The sequence below is a fragment of the Variovorax paradoxus NBRC 15149 genome (assembly GCF_001591365.1).
In the GTDB taxonomy this organism is placed as follows: Bacteria; Pseudomonadota; Gammaproteobacteria; order Burkholderiales; family Burkholderiaceae_C; genus Variovorax; species Variovorax paradoxus.
The window spans coordinates 378,563-393,983 of sequence record NZ_BCUT01000002.1 but is presented as its reverse complement, the minus strand read 5'-3'; the positions used below and the strand labels follow the sequence as shown (position 1 = coordinate 393,983).

Sequence of the window (15,421 nt, the reverse complement as noted above, 5' to 3'; positions counted from 1 at the left end):
TTGCCGGCATACAGTACTTCAATGGTCGCGGCGCCCGAAAGAGGTTGCAGTTCAGATCCGCAATCAAGGATGCGCAGCCGAACATCCTGTCCGTTCGCCCTCATCTGGAGGTACGCAAAGCTTGAATACCGACTTGCCCGGCGCTCGATGCCCACGACCACCCCTTGCGCTGCTGAGAGGCCCTGCAACTGCGGCAAGGCCGTAGAGAAGCGACAACCAGCGCGACATGCAAAATGCCTTATCCGTTGATGCGAACGACAACAGTCTCTCCTTGGGCCACGTGGCCCTTGAACCAATCCTTGCCACCTTGCTTCGCAATGGCTTGCTCGCAGGAGCAACTCGAAAGACTGAGATAAAAACGTTCAGGACGCCAGCTGTTCCAGGTGGCACCCAGCGAAAGGAGCTCACCGTCGGCCCCGAAGCTGGCAACAATGGGCGGCTCTGCACCGACAGCCAGTTGGAGTGACGCGCTCGGGCGCTGGCGCTCCAGCTTCGTGGGCTGAGGAGGATTCTCGGCCAGTTCTATCTCGTATTCGGCCTGCGCCACGAGGTGCTCTTCGGAATCGGTGGCGACATCTTCTGTAGGCAAGGTCGCTTCATCGACGCTCGCCAGCGTCAAGTGCAGCTCGTCACCTTCGGCCAGGACCATCTCTTCAATCCATTGCACGTGGGACTGACGTTCGTTGCCAAGGTCCCGCATCCCGCCGATGCGCAGGATGGCTGGGTGTTCGCTGTCGACCAAGGTGCTCAGATGCAATGAAACAAGAAGCGCATCTGCGGCTCCCGCCGTCACAACAGGCAGACCATTGCATCGAACTTTGAACGCTTGTATAGGAGGTCCAGGCGAGAGGATTGGAGAGGCCGGCGAAGGGTAGCTGGCCGACTGTAGCCGAAGGCTGAGCGGGCATCCTGGTTCGAAGCGGGCTTTGCCCTTTCTCCAAAGCGCCCTCGGGGTCAGGTGACGATTGTTGGCAGGCGCGATTAGTTAATGATCTCCCCCATGCCCGCGCGTACGCGCTCCCTGAGCTGCCGGATGTACTCCGCATCAAACAGTTCCCACGTGTCCAGTTCGCCGACGATACGAAGCGGCTCCCGGCTGCGGTACGAGCGTGTGGGATTACCCGGAAACTTCTTGTCGGTGACGTTGGGATCGTCCTCGAACGCGCCCGTGGGCTCGACGACGTAGACGCGTCGACGGCCGTCGCCCTTCGCCATTTCGGCGGCCAGCCCGGCACCCTTTGGCCAGGCGGTGAAGTAGATGTGGTTCATGACGACGTCGCCGTCGTAGTTTGAGCGGAAGCCTGCGGTGAGCAGGTCGCCCACCTGGAGGTCCGCCCGTGTGCCGTGGAAGTAGGGGCCGGTGTCCAAGACAGCCATTCGCAGGTCGCTCCTTTTTGACTTCGTGCTGGATCACGTAGGTGCGTCCGTGAAGCGCTTCGAATCTCAAGCGGATATCCTTTGCCCGGAATTGCGGGCGCGTCGTGAGCGCCCGCCCATCTGACAAAGTCAGTTCGCCGCGAAGCAGTACATCAGCCCGGCGCTCCCGCTCATCTTGAGTTGGTCGACGCTGCAGCCGCGCGTACCGTGCGAAGAATTCCACGACGCATTGGCTACCGGATCGGGATTGGTGCCCTTGTGGTCGTGATGGCCCACGATGGCGGAGCCGCCGTCGCTTTTGGTCCAGTTGCCGCATGTGGTGTCCTTGCCGGGATCGGGCACGGCCAGGGTGCCGTCAGGGCGCGAGCCGGTGAGGATGTCGTGGCGGTTGACCGGATCGCCGAAGCCGGAGACAACCTCGCCCTTCTCGGTCAGCGAAGTGTCCTTGCCGACCTTGGCGTTGGCGCTGTGCAGGTCGGCCACGCTGGTGGCGACGACCACTCCCTTGGCATTGGTCCAGGGACCGGTGCCGATCCGGTCGCGCGCATTGACGGCCGGCTGGCCGTTCGCGGCAGTGGTGCTCAGATAGGCGCGCCACGTTTTGTTGCCCGCCCCTGCACTCGTGGCCAGCGACTGGCAGAAGCGGTCGGCTCCGGCCAAGCCTCCGAGGTCGCCGCCCTTGCCGGGGTTGGCGCTGGTGATGAAGAAGCTCATGGGGTTGCCGCTCGATGAACGCATGGCACCGCAACCGATGATCAGTGCGGTGGCTGCGACGGCGGCGCCAGTGGAAAGAAGCAAGCGGCTGGACATCGGGAGACTCCTGGCTGTATTGGAGCCGGGAGGCTACCGCACCGTCGTGCCAGCGGCAACCCGAGCCTGCCCTCCCATGCGGCAACCGCAGCATCATTGCAGCGGAAGGACGGCGGCTTTTGGGCCGACTTCGGCCGGCCACGACGCTTTCTGGAGACAATGGCTCCTCTCGAAACCGGCCATGAGAGGATCAAGATGTCAGCCGACGACTGGTGGAAGTGCGGAATCGTCTATCAGGTCTATCCGCGTTCGTTCCAGGACAGCAACGGCGACGGCATCGGAGACCTGGATGGAATCCGCGCGCGGCTGGATCATCTGGTCTCGCTCGGTGTCGATGCGGTCTGGATCTCGCCGATCTATCCCTCGCCGATGGCCGACTTCGGCTACGACATCTCCGACTTTTGCGGCATCGATCCGCGCTTCGGCACACTGGAGGGTTTCGATGCGCTGGTGCAGGAGGCGCACGCGCGAGAGCTCAGGATCATCCTGGACTTCGTGCCCAACCACACCTCGGACCATCATCCGTGGTTCATGCAGAGCCGCAGCGCGCGCAGCGATCCGCGGCGCGACTGGTACATCTGGCGTGACCCGGCGCCGGGCGGCGGGCCGCCCAACAACTGGCTCAGCAATTTCGGCGGCCCGGCCTGGGCCTTCGATCCGGCCACCGGCCAGTACTACGCCCATTCCTTCCTGAAGGAGCAGCCCGATCTCAACTGGCGCAACCCCGAAGTGCGGACCGCGATGTACGAGGTGCTGCGCTTCTGGCTTCGGCGTGGCGTCGACGGATTCCGCGTCGACGTGCTCTCCCAGATCATCAAGGACGCGCAGTTCCGCGACAACCCGCCGAACCCGGATTTCATCGAAGGCCAGGACCCCTTCTTTCGCTGGCAGATGCTCTACAACACCGACCGGCCGGAGGTGCAGCCGATCGTGGCCGAGATGCGCCGCGTGGTCGACGAGTTCAGCGACGCACGCTCGTCGCGCGTGCTGATCGGCGAGCTCTACCTGCCGCTCGCGCGCCTGGTCGCCTACTACGGACTCAACACCGACGGTGTGCTCGAAGGCGTGCAGCTGCCCTTCAACTTCCAGCTGATCGCGGCCGAGTGGCAGGCGGCGCGCATCGACCGCCTTGTGCGCGACTACGAAGCCGCCTTGCCCGCCGGCGCCCAGCCGAACTGGGTGCTGGGCAACCACGACAGGTCGCGCATCGCGAGCCGCGTCGGGCCGCAGATGGCACGGCTCGCGGCCATGCTGCTGCTCACGCTGCGCGGCACGCCGACGCTCTACTACGGCGACGAGATCGGCATGACGGACGTCGCCATTCCCGCCGATGAGGTGCAGGACCCGTTCGAGAAGAACAAGCCCGGCATGGGCCTGGGGCGCGACCCGGAGCGCACACCCATGCAGTGGAGCGCCGCAGCGCATGCGGGCTTCACGACCGGCACGCCGTGGCTGCGCCTGGCAGCCGACTGGCCCACGCGCAACGTGGAAGCGCAGTCGCAGGACGCGGGATCGATGCTGGCGCTCTACCGGCGCCTCATCGCGCTGCGCCGCGCGCAGCCTGCGCTGAACCGGGGCAACTACGAAGCGCTCGATGCCGACGGCGAGGTGCTGGCCTATGCGCGCAGCTTCGAAGGACGGCGGCTGGTGGTGCTGTTGAACTTCGGCGCCACCCCGGCGCCGATCTCGCCGGCGTTGATGCCGCGCCAGGCGATCGTGCTGGCATCGACCGATCCTGCGCGCGCCGAGTCGATCGAGGGGCCGCTGGAGCTAGCGCCTTGCGAAGGCGTCGTGCTCGGCGCCCTGAACGGCAAGGCTCCGGCGACACGCTGAGCGATCAAGGCGTGCCGGCCTGGATCTCGACGTAGCTGCGCGCGTGCCAGCGCACGCGAAGAGGCCACTTCGCGTCGGCGATGGTTTCCGAATTCACGTCCTTGCCGCTGCCGTAGTTGACCTGCCGGTCGGGCCGCTTGTTGAGGCCGACCAGCAGCACGATGCGGCTGCCCGCGGCAAGCTTGCAAGCGGTCACGCGCTCGGCGGTGAACGCAAGCAGCTGGCGCTCGCCGGCCCGCAGAAGCCTGCGGCGCACGCGATGGCCTGCGTAGCTGGCGCGGAAGTCGTAGGGATCGAACAGCAGCTGGTACTCGCCGCTTTCCGTCTGCTCGTACAGCGAGATGCTGAAGTCCACGTCCTGCCGCGAGGGCGTGATGTCGAACACGCCCTGCAGGCTGCCGGCGATCTCGGTGTCCTGCGGAAGCGGATCGCTGACAAAGCGGATGCTGTTGCGCGCCGGCAGCTGCGCCGCGCGCAGCGCGTCCGGCCACGGAATGCGCATGTCGCGCCGGTCGGCAAGGTCGACCGAGAGCCGCGTGCTGCCACCGCCTTCTTCGGACGGCGACGGCAACAGGCGGTGCGGCTCGTTGCGCTCGCGGGTGTCGAGGTAGAAGCGCAGCCGCGTGCGCTGCGGCGCATCCAGCGCCGGCACATGGCGCCACTGGTCCGCGCCCATCACCTGGTAGTTGACGCGGTCCATCAGCAGGGCGGGCTTGTTCGCGCCCTTCAGGATGTGGTCGAGCCACTGCAGGCGCAGCTCGGGCAGGTCGACGCGTGCGGCGGGGTCGAGCGTGTAGCCGCGCAGCGTGGCCGCCGTGCCGTGCCGGATCGAGGCCGCGTCGTAGGGGCCGAGCAGCAGTGTCGTGTCGGCCTGCGGCCGGTGGCGGCGATGCTCCTGATGGAAGTAGAGCGCGCCGGCGTCCGCGCCGTAGTAGCCGGCAAAGCTGAGCACCGGAATGTCGATGCGCGCAAACTGCTCCGCCGACGGCAGGAACTTCTGCCAGTAGCGATCATGGCTCGGATGCGTGAGCCAGGTCCGGATCAGCCGGCTGCGCTTGCCCAGCAGGACGCGGTCCACGTCCCAGTAGGGGCGATGGCCGCGATACCAGCGCGCGTCGAGTGCCTGCCATGCCGTGTCCGGGTCGGCATCGACGCCGGGCCGCAGGGGCTCGCCCTCCGCGTGCTCCTCGGCCCAGCGCACCATGGCGTTGCGGAAGATCTGCCCGGCCATCGGAAAGTCGATGCCCGGCGCCATCGGCGCGATCGTGGCAATGGCCTTGAGTGCGGCCGGTCTCCTGCGGGCGGCGGCCCAGGCGGCATAGCCGGAGTAGCCGTCGCCGATCATGCAGACGCGGCCGTCGCTCCATGCCTGCCGGGCAATCCAGTCGATGACGGCGGCGGCGTCTTCGCCGTCGCGAACGAACGGCCACACGGCGCCCTTGCCGTCGGGCGTGCGTCCGCGCACGTACGCCGTGACGCCGACGTAGCCCTTGGCGGCGCTGCGCTGGGCGTCGTCCTCGGCCGGATCGAGCGTGAAGCGCAGCAGCGTCGGCAGGGCGCCCGGCACATCATCGGTGCGGCCGGGCCGAACCAGGCGCGCATGGATGACAGCGCCGCGCACGGGAATCCTGAGGTCGGCCTCCGCCACGTAGCGGTTGCGGTTTTCCGCCGCGAACAGTTCGGGCAGCAGCGCACCGAAGCTGCGGCGCGACTCGTACGAATGCCAGGTCCGCACGAGCGCCAGCGCGTCGTCCTGCGGGAGGCTGCCCTTCGCGCGCCAGAGATCGAAAGCCCGGCGCAGCGGCTCTGCATAGACCGCAGCCGGGATCTCGAGCCGCGCCATGATGGCCTGGGCTTGCGCATTGTCGAGCGGCGACACCAGTTCGCGGAACGCGCGCGCATAGGCTTCGGCGAAGCCGAGGCGCTCGTTCGCTTCGAGTGCGCGCGCACGGGCGTAGATGCCGTCGAGGATCGCGCGCTGCACCAGGTCGTCGAACGGCTTGCCCTGGCGGCGGGTGCGCAGGGCCCGGCTGCTGTCGGAGGCTGCACGGTAGGCGCCGCTGACGATCTGCAGCGCGGTCAGGTTGGCCAGGAAGACGTCGGTGTCCGCGTCCTGGTACACCGGCAGGATGCGCTCGGCCAGATCCCGCATCAGGTCCGCCGCGGCGGCATCCTGGGGATCGCGCGGCGGCTTGAAGCCGAAATCCGCCGCCCAGCTCCACGCGGGCAGCGCAAGCATCAGCCGCACGAGGGCGCGGCGCGCACGGCCGACGGTGGACCCAAGGTGTCTCATGGCCGCTGCTCCTCGCGCACGGTGTTCGCCGGCGCCTTGACCAGGTGCACCACCTGAGTGAACAGCCGGTCGCGCGCTTCTCCGGCCGAGCCGATGTGGACGATGCCCGTGTGCTCGAGCTTGCCCAGCAGGTCGATGATGAGTTCGCGCGTGTCGTCGTCGAACGCGCCGAAGGCCTCGTCCATCACCAGCCAGGGCGGCGCCTGCAGCACCACGCGGGCAAAGCCCAGCCGCAGCTGCTCGTCCATGCTGAGCTCGCTCTCCCAGCGGCCCGTCTTGTTCAGCAAGGGTTCAAGGCGCTGCAGGCCCACGCTCGCCAGTGCGGCCACCATGGCTTCCCTCGGGTAGCTCGACGGCTCCATCGCATACGACAGCACCTCGGCCAGCGTGCCGCGCGGAATGTAGGGCGTGCCGCGCGGCATGTAGTGGATGGTCTCGCCGGCGGGCCGGCGCACGGTGCCGGAGCCCCAGGGCCAAAGGCCCGCGAGCGCCCGGAACAGCAGGGTCTTCTCGGTGCCGGGTGTGCCGAGGATCAGGACGCGCTGGCCGCGGTGCAAGACAAGGCCCGGCGCGTCCAGCCGATCGTGGCCGGTCCAGGAGCGGACCTCGAGCGCGTCGATCGCGAGCGCCCCGGCTTCCCCCTCCTCGTAGGCGATGCGGCTGCCGCCTGCGCGTGCCTCCAGGTCGGACGCCAGCATGCGGCGCAGGTCGGCAACGCGCAGCAGCGTGGCGCGCCAGTCGGCAATGATGCTGAAGTTGTCGACGAACCAGCGCAGCGACGACTGCGCCTGCGTGAAGGCCGCGGCGGCCATCATCAGGCCGCCGAACGACACCTTTCCCGAGAAGTACAGGGGCGCGGCCACCAGCGTCGGCGCAATGATGGTGATCCAGCCGAAGCCCGCCGTGACCCAGGTCAGGTTGGTCAGCCCGAGCACCACGCGCGACGTGGCGCGCAGGACGTCGCCGAAATGCATGGCGACGCGGCGCTTCTCGTCCGCCTCGCCACCCGCCAGCGAGATGCCGTCGAGGTGCTCGTTGATGCGCGTCAGCGAAAAGCGCAATTCGCCCTCGCGCGCGTAGCGCTCGGCGTTGCGCGCGATCAGGCCGCTGCCGACCCAGTAGGTGACCAGCGAGCCGGCGATCGCATAGGCAATGGCCGCCCACAGCATGAAGCCCGGCAGCACATGGTCCTTGCCATTGAAGAAGAGGCTGAAGTCCTTGGAGAGGACCCACAGCACGCTCGCAAAGCTGCCGAACAGCATCGCTGCCTGCAACAGGCCCACGCCAAGGGTGACCGACAGATCGCACAGCTTCAGCGTGTCGTCGTGCATGCGCTGGTCGGGGTGGGCTCCCATCGGGCCGCTGGCCTGGAGCCAGAACGCCCGGCGCGGCTGCAGCCACAGCCCGACGAGGTCATTGACCACGGCCTCGCGCAGCTTCAGCTGCAGGGTTTCGCCGAGCCACCGCTGCGCCACATTCAGGACCAGCAGCGCCCCCGCAATGATCGCGAAGACGCCGACCTGCACGACGAATTCGCCGAGGTCGCGGCGCGAGATCGCATCGTAGAACGGCTTGTTCCAGCTGTTGAGCTCGATCTGCCCGTACGCCGTGAGCGCGACCACCACGACGATCGCACCCATCAGCGCGACCAGCGTTTTTGCGACCGGCGATGCGCGCAGGGCGCCGAGCAGCTCGCTGACCTGACGGAAGAAACCGGTCCTTGCAGCCGGCTCGACACGGTTCTCTGTCCGCGCGCTCATCGCTGCCGCGACGCCTCGCAGGCGGCGGCCGCGATGCGGCGCGCCGAGACACACGAAATGAACGCGGCGTGGCTCCAGGCCAGTTGCTTGGCCGAGGTCTGCGCGCCGCTGCGCTGGTCGAACTGTTCCGACAGGTCGCCGCCGGCCGGCGTGTACGCGCGCACGGTGGCGAGGTAGGCGTCGCCGCGTTCGAACCAATGGCGTGCATCGCCGCCCATCGCCGCGGCAGCACGAAAGCAGAACTCGGCCGCGCCGAGCGTCGAGAAGTAGTACGCGCCGCCCGAGTAGTACACATCGCCGCCATACCGGCCCATTGCCGCGCCACGGTCTGCGGCGCGGCCGTGGTTGATGGGATAGGCCGCATCGAACAGCGCGTCCAGGCGCGCCAGCGTGGCCTGCATGCGCGGATCGGCCGGTCCATGCGCGGCCTCGGTGCCGAGGCTGTGGATCGCCGACAGGATCACCGCGATGTCCAGCGCCTTCGGACCGGGCCGGCCGTCCGTGAGCGCGCGCGAGCGGTAGTAGCCGGGCGCCGCGCCGCGTTCGCCGCGTTCGTCCACCCAGTAGCCGTCGAGCAGGCGCAGCACCGCGCGCGACTCTTCCCGGCAGCGCTGCGCCTGCGCCGTGTCGCCCAGGCCTTCCAGCCATGCCGCGCCTTCGGCCAGCGCCGCACCTGCGACACGCAGCGTGTAGTAGTGGTGGCCGAGCTCCTCTTCCCAGATGTCGTAGGACGGCTCGCGCCAGCGGCGCAGCGTGAAGTCCAGATCGAAACGGATCAGCTCGGCAGCTTCCGCCAGCAGCGGCGCGTCCAGGTGGCCACCGGCCGCCCAGCGCAGCAGCGCCAGCGCGCGCAGCGGCGCGCCATCGTGCTGGGGGCGATTCCATCGGCAGACATCGAGCGTGCCGTCGGGGTTCACCCGCGTCTCGGCGGCCACCAGGTCGCCGAAGGCCTTCGCAAGGTCATGGTCCTCGCGCAGGTACTGCAGGAGCTCGGGGGCCACGCACGCGCTGCGGTTCTCCACCGCAGCCGCCGCGCGGCCGTCGAGGCGGTTCAAGTCCAGGCTGAAGCGGATGAAGTCGCGCAGGTGCTGCAGGGCTTCGTCGCCGATGTGCCCCTCAAGGTAGAGCAGGCGCAGTGCATCGATGACCACGGCGGAATCGCGGAACCAATGAAAGAAGTAGTCCGGGTCCGGGTTGTAGTCAGCAAGGACGGGCGAAGCGACGATGGCGCCCGCGATCGGCCGCACGGTCTGGCCGAAGCCCGGCCGGTGCTTGACGACCGACACCGGCGAAATGCTGGACAGCATCGCCGCCGCCGAATGGCGCAGCTGTGTTTCGAGCCAGGGCTCGAATGCCGGGTCTTGCGGGCTCGCCACGCTGAAGCTCACGCCGCCGACGCCCCGAGATGCGGGCTGCTGAAGTCCAGGGCGCGCAGCCCGGCCTGCACTTCGGGCACGCTCATGAACAGTTTCCACAGAAGGCCCGTGCGATGGTTTTCCATCATCACGACGATCGGGCCCTGGTCGATGGCAAGGAAGGTATTGGCGAACCAATCGCGCCGTTCGCAGAACGCATCGACGAAGCCGTAGTCCCGCCACACCCGCTCGCCATGCACGGTGAGGAAGTGCCGCAGCACCCGCATCACCTCGGCGGGCGCGTAGGGCAGGCTGGCCAGCGCGGCCGTCGGCGAGATGGTGCCGTTGTCGTTGTTCGGATCGTGCGCAAGATAGCCGTCGGGGTCGTCGCTCGCGGTCAGGCCCCAGCACGATTCGCCGTAGCCCGGGAAGCCCCGCGGATTGGCGATGCAGTGGGCGCGGTTGATCCGCACGTGGCGCGTGTTGAGATCCCAGTAGTCGGCGTAGCGGTCCCTCAGGCCGCGCGGATCGAGGCCGCAGAACGAGTAGTGCGCAAAGAACAGCGGGCCGGCGTTCGGCGGGCCCAGCGGCAGTTCGATGCCGTGGTACGAGTGGCCGTTGAGAAAGTCGGGGCCGGAGGCGAAGCCGCGGTGGTAGACCTTCGGATCGATCGCATGGCGCGGCGCGGCCGCCGCCAGGAAGTAGGTGATGAGGCACTCGTTCCAGCCGTGCACCTCATGGTTCATGGCCCAGCCGTGGTTCGGGCTCCAGTGCCAGTACAGCACGTCGCGCCCGCCCTGGGTGAACCAGTTCCATTCGACCTCGTGCCACAGCGTGTCGATGTCGGCGCGCAAGCGGCGCGCCATGGCCGTGTCCTCGCTGAAATACTGGCGCGCGCAGAGCAGGCCCATGCAGAGGAACGAGGTCTCGACCAGATCGCCCGCGTCGTCCTTGGGGCTCATCGGGATCGTTGCGCCGCTCGCCCCGTCCATGAAGTGCGGAAAGGCGCCGTGGTAGCGCCTGGCGCGCAAGAGGGCGTCCCGCATGCGCCCCAGGCGCTCGAGCGCCGCATCCCGCGTGATCCAGCCGCGCTCCACCGCGACGATCAGGGCCATGATGCCGAAGCCGGTGCCGCCGATGGCGACCCTCTCGTCGGCCAGGTCTTCACCCGTGGCGCCCACGAGCGTGCGACGGTCGAGCGCCAGGCCGCTGGCGGCATCCGCACCGTCCCAGAAATAGCGGAAGGTCTGCCGCTGCACGGCGTCGAGCAAGGCTTCATCAGGCAGGGCTGCCAATGCCTTCGGGTTCCTGTCATCCTTCTTCAACACGCATGGCTCCTTTCGTTGGTGGTCCCGGGCGTCACGTTTGGTTTCGCCGAATCGTCGGCGGCGCCACACAGCCGAGGGCTCTCTGCCCGCAGCATGCCATCATTAAGCCCCTTGGGTCCTATTCGAAATCCCTGATGAGCCGCATCGACACACTCATGGCCCGGATGACGCTGGCCGAAAAGCTGGGTCAGCTGACGATGACCGCCTCCAGCTACACGGTCACCGGACCGGTGCTCGCGGGGGACTCCACGCAGTCGATCATCGACGGCAGCGTCGGCAATCTGCTGAACATGGTCGGTGCCGGCCCCACGCACGAGATGCAGCGGCTGGCCGTCGAGAAGTCGCGGCTCGGCATTCCGCTCCTGATCGGCCTGGACATCATCCACGGCCATCGCACGCTCTTTCCGATTCCGCTGGCGGAGGCCGGAAGCTTCGACGAAGACCTCTGGGAGCGCACGGCGCGCGAGGCCGCGCGCGAAGGCGCCGCCGACGGCCTGGCGATGACCTTCGCGCCGATGCTCGACGTATCGCGCGATCCGCGCTGGGGCCGCACCGCGGAAGGACCCGGCGAAGACCCTTGGCTGAACGCGCGCATCGCAGAGGCCAAGGTGCGCGGTTTCCAGGGCGCCGACCTGTCGTCGGCCGAATCGCTGGCCGCCTGCGCGAAGCATTTCGTCGCATACGGCGCAGTCACCGCGGGGCGGGAGTACGCTGCGGTGGACATCTCCGAGCGCACCCTGCGCGAGGTGCATCTGCCGGGCTTCGAAGCAGCGGTGCGCGCCGGCGTCGCGACGCTGATGCCCGCGTTCACCGATCTCAACGGCGTGCCGATGACGGCGCACATCCCCCTGCTGCGCGACTGGCTGCGCGGCGAGATGGGCTGGGACGGCGTCATCGTCAGCGACTACAACGCGATCGCGGAGCTGATCAAGCACGGCGTCGCGGCCGATCTCGTCGATGCCGCGGTACTGGCGCTGAAGGCCGGCGTCGACATCGACATGATGGCCGACGCCTATCGCAAGGGCCTGCCGATCGCGCTCGAACAGGGCCGGGTGACGATCGAGGAGATCGACGCAAGCGTGCGCCGCGTGCTGCGGCTCAAGGAGCAGCTCGGCCTGTTCGACGACCCCTACCGCCGCGGCGCAACGCCGGAACCCGCGGCAGCCGTTGCCGAACGGCACACGGTGGCGCGCGACGCCGCGCGCAAGGCCATCGTCCTGCTGAAGAACGAGCGGGACACGCTGCCCTTGCCTGTGGCACCGAAGGCACTGTGTGTCGTCGGCCCGCTGGCCGATGGGAGCACCGAGATGAAAGGCCCGTGGTGGGGCGCCGGCGAACACGAGCCGGCCGTCAGCGTGCTGGCCGGCCTGCGCGCCGCGCTGCCGCAGGCCGACATACGCCATGCGCCAGGCGTCGCCATCGAGGGCGGCGACGACAGCGGCATCGAAGCGGCCATCGCGCTGTGCGACGGCGCCGACGCGGTCGTGCTGTGCCTGGGCGAGCGCGCCACCATGAGCGGCGAGGCGGCGAGCCGCGCCACGCCCGCGCTTCCGGGCCGGCAACAGGCTTTGGCCGAAGCGGTGACGGCGCGCGCCCGCGCGCTCGGCATTCCCGTCGTCGCCATCTTGTTCTCGGGCCGGCCGCTCGTCGTCCCCTGGCTGGCTGAAAACGCCGATGCACTGCTGGCTGCGTGGTTCCTCGGCGTCGAGGCCGGCCATGCGATTGCCGACGTGCTCACGGGCCGGGTGTCGCCCAGCGGCCGCACGCCGATGAGCTGGCCGCGCGCGCTCGGGCAGGTGCCGATCCACTTCGGCCAGCGTCCCTCCGGCCGGCCGATGAATCCCGCCGACCACTTCACGAGCAAGTACCTGGACGTGCCCAACACGCCGCTGTACGACTTCGGCCATGGCCTGACCTACGGCCGGTTCGACTACGACGCGCTCCAGGTCGAGCCGCGGCGCGTGCGCGAGCAGGACCTGCTTGCGATCAGCGTCAGCCTGCGCAACGTCGGCGTGCGCGAGGCCGAGGAGACGGTCTTCCTGTTCGTTCGCCACAAGCTGAGCCGCGTCACCCGGCCGCTGCTGGAGCTCAAGGGCTATGCAAAGCTGCGCTTGAAGCCGGGCGACGTTGGCTCGGTGAATCTGGCGTTGCCGGCGGGCGAATTGCGCAATCTCGGGCCGGACCTGCAGCCCGTGTTCGAGCCGGGCGAAGTCGAGATCCTCGTCGGGCCGAGTGCCGAGCCATCAGGCTTGCTGCGCCAGACCGTCGAGTTGTATTGAAACCCTGCGGATGTCGTCGCCGATGCCGGCGAAGGTCCGGTTCCGGAGGTGGACCGGTCGTTCCGGAGAACGGCCCTCTGGACAGCGCCCGCGCGCGTTGCCACACTGCCCGCATGGCACTTTCTCACGCATCCTCCGGCCAGGTCGTGAACCTCGGCGCGCTCGACGGACAGGCGACGGAAACCTGCGCACTGCTGAAGGCCCGCGACATCGAGCTCATGTGGCTGGTGCTGCCGGCCGGCAAGCGGGTGCCTTCGCATGCCGTCTCGACCTCGATGAGCTTGCAGTGCATGCGCGGCAAGGTCGAGGTGCAGCTGGATGGCGACGTGAAGCTGCTCGAGGCTGACCAGGTCATGTACCTGGCGGGCGGCGTGCCGCACGGCCTGCATGCGCTGGAAGATGCCAGGCTGCTGATGACCGTCGTGCTGCCGGCCAGCCGCACCGACTGAGTCAGCAGCCCGCCGCGGCCAGCTGCGCCACTGCGTCCAGGTCGGGCGCCACGCCGATGCCCGGATGCTCGCCCAGGCTGCAGCGGCCTTCCGTCACGCGCGACAGCGCTGGCGCAAGCGCAGTGCGCAGCGGATTGGGATTGGCGTCGATCTCGAGGATGCCGCCGCCGCCGGCCGCGGCCAGCAGATGGGCCGAATGCAGCAGGCCGATGCCGCCGCCGAGGTAGTGCGGACAGTAGCGCAGGCCCGCGGCCTGGCCGCGCGCGATCACGGGCCAGCAGCCCGAGATGCCGCCCCATTTGGCGCTGTCGGGCTGCAGCACCGAGAGCACGCCTTGCGCAATGGCGGCATCGAAGGCCGCCGGGCCCGCGATGTTCTCGCCGGCCGCGAGCGGAATGCCCGTGGCCTGCGACAGCTGCTGCCACTCGTGCCACGGCCGGTCGGCGCGCAGCGGCTCTTCGAGCCACCCGAGGTTGAAGGCCTCCAGCTGCGGCGTCATGGCGCGGGCCTCGTCCAGGCTCCAGGCCTGGTTGGCGTCGGTCATGAGCGGCAGGTCGGGGCCCAGCACCTCGCGCATCGCGGCGAGGTTCGCCAGGTCGCGCTCGCGGCCGAAGCCGATCTTGAGCTTGAACGCGCGGTAGCCTTCGGCGAGCCGCGCCGCGGCCAGGTCCTGCGGCCGATCGGGATTGATGCCGCTGGCATAGACGCCCACGCCATCGTGCGCGCCGCCCAGGTAGCGCCACAGCGGCTGGCCGGCGCGGCACGCGCACAGGTCCCACAGCGCGAGGTCGATGCCCGCGATCACCTGCGCCATCGGGCCCGGCTCGCCGGACTGGATCGCGAGCACGGCGGTGCGCTGCGTCAGCCAGTCGAAGGCTTCGGCAGGGCCGTCGAAGGCGCGGCTCGCCAGCAGCGGCGCCATCACGCTGTCGACGAGCTTCGCGCGGTGCTCCGCGCCACAGGAAGGAAAGTTGCACCAGACTTCGCCCCAGCCGGTGGCGCCGTCGCGGTCTTCCACGCGCACGAAGACGGCCGGCCGGTCATGCATGGTGCCGAAGGAGGTGCGCACGGGCGTGGCGATCGGGCAGCGGAACACGAAGGCCTCGACGCGCGCGGCATGGACAGGGGAGAGGGGCAGCGGCTTCATGGTTTCAGGTTCATTTCGACGCGGATGGCATCGCCGCGGTAGGTGACGTCGGCCAGGTAGATCACGGTGTCCTCCGCGTCCTTGAAGATGCGGCGCACCTCGGCCACGGGCGCGTTCATCGGCAGCTTCAGCAGCCCGGCCACTTCCATGTCGGCCGTGCCGATGGTCAGCACCTGGTGCGCCGCGGCGATCTTCACGCTCTTCATCGCGATCAGCAGCGGGATCACGGTCCTGGTGCGGAACTTCTCGGGCGCCTTGCGGAAGATGCGTTCGTCCAGGTAGATGTTGATGACGCAGTAGGCGCGGCCGTCGCGGAAGTGCACGCGGCGCATGAAGGCGTAGCGCGCGGCGGGCTGCCCTTCGCCCGGCGCGAGCGGCGGGGAGGTCGCGGCCTCGTCGATGTTCATGATCTTCGGCTGCGTGTCCTCGTAGACGCGCGCCAGCTCGTCCAGGCTGGTGACCACGCTGATGAAGCGGTCGCGGTTGGGCAGGCCGGTGACGAAGGTTCCGCGGCCCTGCTGCGGCGACACCAGGCCCTCGCGCGCGAGCAGGTCGATGGCCTGGCGCACCGTGACGCGCGCCACCCCGAATTCCGCCGTCAGTTCCTCGAGCGAGGGCAGCCGGTGCTCGCGCGGCCAGATGCCGCGCGCGATGCGCTGGCGCAGCAGGTCCGCCAGCTGGTGGTAGCGCGGCATCGGGCTGTCGAGAAACTTAGAAGACATGTTTTATCGATCAAACGTATGGTCTATAGTATGACAGACCTATTGAGACGCAAGCCTTCGGGCCGACG

Annotated in this window: 12 protein-coding genes; 3 read left to right on the top strand and 9 right to left on the bottom strand. The window is 68.6% G+C overall.

The features are described from left to right. Window positions 1-238: 238 nt before the first annotated feature. From VPA02S_RS16675 to VPA02S_RS16665, 3 genes are all read right to left on the bottom strand, one after another. Entirely contained in the window at window positions 239-742 is a 504-nt protein-coding gene (locus tag VPA02S_RS16675; RefSeq protein WP_062364825.1) for a hypothetical protein, read from the bottom strand. A gap of 239 nt (window positions 743-981) precedes the next feature. Then, the gene (gene arr / locus VPA02S_RS16670) at window positions 982-1,377 is read right to left on the bottom strand and encodes an NAD(+)--rifampin ADP-ribosyltransferase (RefSeq protein WP_018907183.1); all 396 of its coding nucleotides are present in this window, start codon (window positions 1,375-1,377) and stop codon (window positions 982-984) included. A gap of 129 nt (window positions 1,378-1,506) precedes the next feature. Next, on the bottom strand, window positions 1,507-2,187 hold the full coding sequence (locus VPA02S_RS16665) for a hypothetical protein (protein ID WP_062364824.1): 681 nt from the start codon (window positions 2,185-2,187) through the stop codon (window positions 1,507-1,509). 195 nt (window positions 2,188-2,382) lie between these two features. Between VPA02S_RS16665 and VPA02S_RS16660 the strand changes: the two genes are divergently transcribed. Then, window positions 2,383-4,020, top strand: a complete 1,638-nt coding sequence (locus VPA02S_RS16660; RefSeq protein WP_062364823.1) for an alpha-amylase family glycosyl hydrolase — start codon at window positions 2,383-2,385, stop codon at window positions 4,018-4,020. 4 nt (window positions 4,021-4,024) lie between these two features. Here the strand turns inward: VPA02S_RS16660 and VPA02S_RS16655 are convergent, their stop codons facing one another. Genes VPA02S_RS16655 through VPA02S_RS16640 form a run of 4 tightly spaced genes read right to left on the bottom strand, consistent with a single transcriptional unit; the run spans window position 4,025 to window position 10,756 of the window. Then, window positions 4,025-6,313 carry a CocE/NonD family hydrolase gene (locus tag VPA02S_RS16655; RefSeq protein WP_062364822.1) on the bottom strand — a complete coding sequence of 763 codons (2,289 nt, stop codon included), beginning with the start codon at window positions 6,311-6,313 and terminating at the stop codon, window positions 4,025-4,027. Further along, the gene (locus tag VPA02S_RS16650) at window positions 6,310-8,073 is read right to left on the bottom strand and encodes an ABC transporter ATP-binding protein/permease (RefSeq protein WP_062365381.1); all 1,764 of its coding nucleotides are present in this window, start codon (window positions 8,071-8,073) and stop codon (window positions 6,310-6,312) included. The genes VPA02S_RS16655 and VPA02S_RS16650 overlap by 4 nt, the downstream gene beginning before the upstream one ends. Then, window positions 8,070-9,461 carry a glycoside hydrolase family 15 protein gene (locus tag VPA02S_RS16645; RefSeq protein WP_062364821.1) on the bottom strand — a complete coding sequence of 464 codons (1,392 nt, stop codon included), beginning with the start codon at window positions 9,459-9,461 and terminating at the stop codon, window positions 8,070-8,072. The genes VPA02S_RS16650 and VPA02S_RS16645 overlap by 4 nt, the downstream gene beginning before the upstream one ends. After that, on the bottom strand, window positions 9,458-10,756 hold the full coding sequence (locus tag VPA02S_RS16640) for a glucoamylase family protein (protein ID WP_062364820.1): 1,299 nt from the start codon (window positions 10,754-10,756) through the stop codon (window positions 9,458-9,460). Before VPA02S_RS16640 ends, VPA02S_RS16645 begins: the two co-directional genes overlap by 4 nt. A 134-nt stretch (window positions 10,757-10,890) precedes the next feature. On the opposite strand from VPA02S_RS16640, the gene VPA02S_RS16635 reads away from it, so the two are divergent. Together VPA02S_RS16635 and VPA02S_RS16630 are read left to right on the top strand one after the other, a co-directional pair. Beyond that, window positions 10,891-13,035, top strand: coding sequence for a glycoside hydrolase family 3 N-terminal domain-containing protein (locus VPA02S_RS16635; RefSeq protein WP_062364819.1), 2,145 nt, complete (start codon window positions 10,891-10,893; stop codon window positions 13,033-13,035). A 113-nt stretch (window positions 13,036-13,148) separates the two neighbouring features. Further along, window positions 13,149-13,484, top strand: a complete 336-nt coding sequence (locus tag VPA02S_RS16630; RefSeq protein ID WP_062364818.1) for a cupin domain-containing protein — start codon at window positions 13,149-13,151, stop codon at window positions 13,482-13,484. A 1-nt stretch (window position 13,485) separates the two neighbouring features. On the opposite strand, the gene VPA02S_RS16625 is transcribed toward VPA02S_RS16630, so the two are convergent. Further along, the gene (locus VPA02S_RS16625) at window positions 13,486-14,631 is read right to left on the bottom strand and encodes a mandelate racemase/muconate lactonizing enzyme family protein (protein WP_062364817.1); all 1,146 of its coding nucleotides are present in this window, start codon (window positions 14,629-14,631) and stop codon (window positions 13,486-13,488) included. Next, on the bottom strand, window positions 14,628-15,353 hold the full coding sequence (locus VPA02S_RS16620; RefSeq protein WP_062364816.1) for a GntR family transcriptional regulator: 726 nt from the start codon (window positions 15,351-15,353) through the stop codon (window positions 14,628-14,630). The genes VPA02S_RS16625 and VPA02S_RS16620 overlap by 4 nt, the downstream gene beginning before the upstream one ends. Window positions 15,354-15,421 lie beyond the last annotated feature (68 nt).

What these genes read in the sequence shown, in the direction of transcription:
- arr (WP_018907183.1), bottom strand. Translation starts at nt 1,377, where the DNA reads ATGGCTGTCTTGGACACCGGCCCCTACTTCCACGGCACACGGGCGGAC.
- VPA02S_RS16665 (WP_062364824.1), bottom strand. Translation starts at nt 2,187, where the DNA reads ATGTCCAGCCGCTTGCTTCTTTCCACTGGCGCCGCCGTCGCAGCCACC.
- VPA02S_RS16660 (WP_062364823.1), top strand. Translation starts at nt 2,383, where the DNA reads ATGTCAGCCGACGACTGGTGGAAGTGCGGAATCGTCTATCAGGTCTAT.
- VPA02S_RS16655 (WP_062364822.1), bottom strand. Translation starts at nt 6,313, where the DNA reads ATGAGACACCTTGGGTCCACCGTCGGCCGTGCGCGCCGCGCCCTCGTG.
- VPA02S_RS16650 (WP_062365381.1), bottom strand. Translation starts at nt 8,073, where the DNA reads ATGAGCGCGCGGACAGAGAACCGTGTCGAGCCGGCTGCAAGGACCGGT.
- VPA02S_RS16635 (WP_062364819.1), top strand. Translation starts at nt 10,891, where the DNA reads ATGAGCCGCATCGACACACTCATGGCCCGGATGACGCTGGCCGAAAAG.
- VPA02S_RS16630 (WP_062364818.1), top strand. Translation starts at nt 13,149, where the DNA reads ATGGCACTTTCTCACGCATCCTCCGGCCAGGTCGTGAACCTCGGCGCG.
- VPA02S_RS16625 (WP_062364817.1), bottom strand. Translation starts at nt 14,631, where the DNA reads ATGAAGCCGCTGCCCCTCTCCCCTGTCCATGCCGCGCGCGTCGAGGCC.
- VPA02S_RS16620 (WP_062364816.1), bottom strand. Translation starts at nt 15,353, where the DNA reads ATGTCTTCTAAGTTTCTCGACAGCCCGATGCCGCGCTACCACCAGCTG.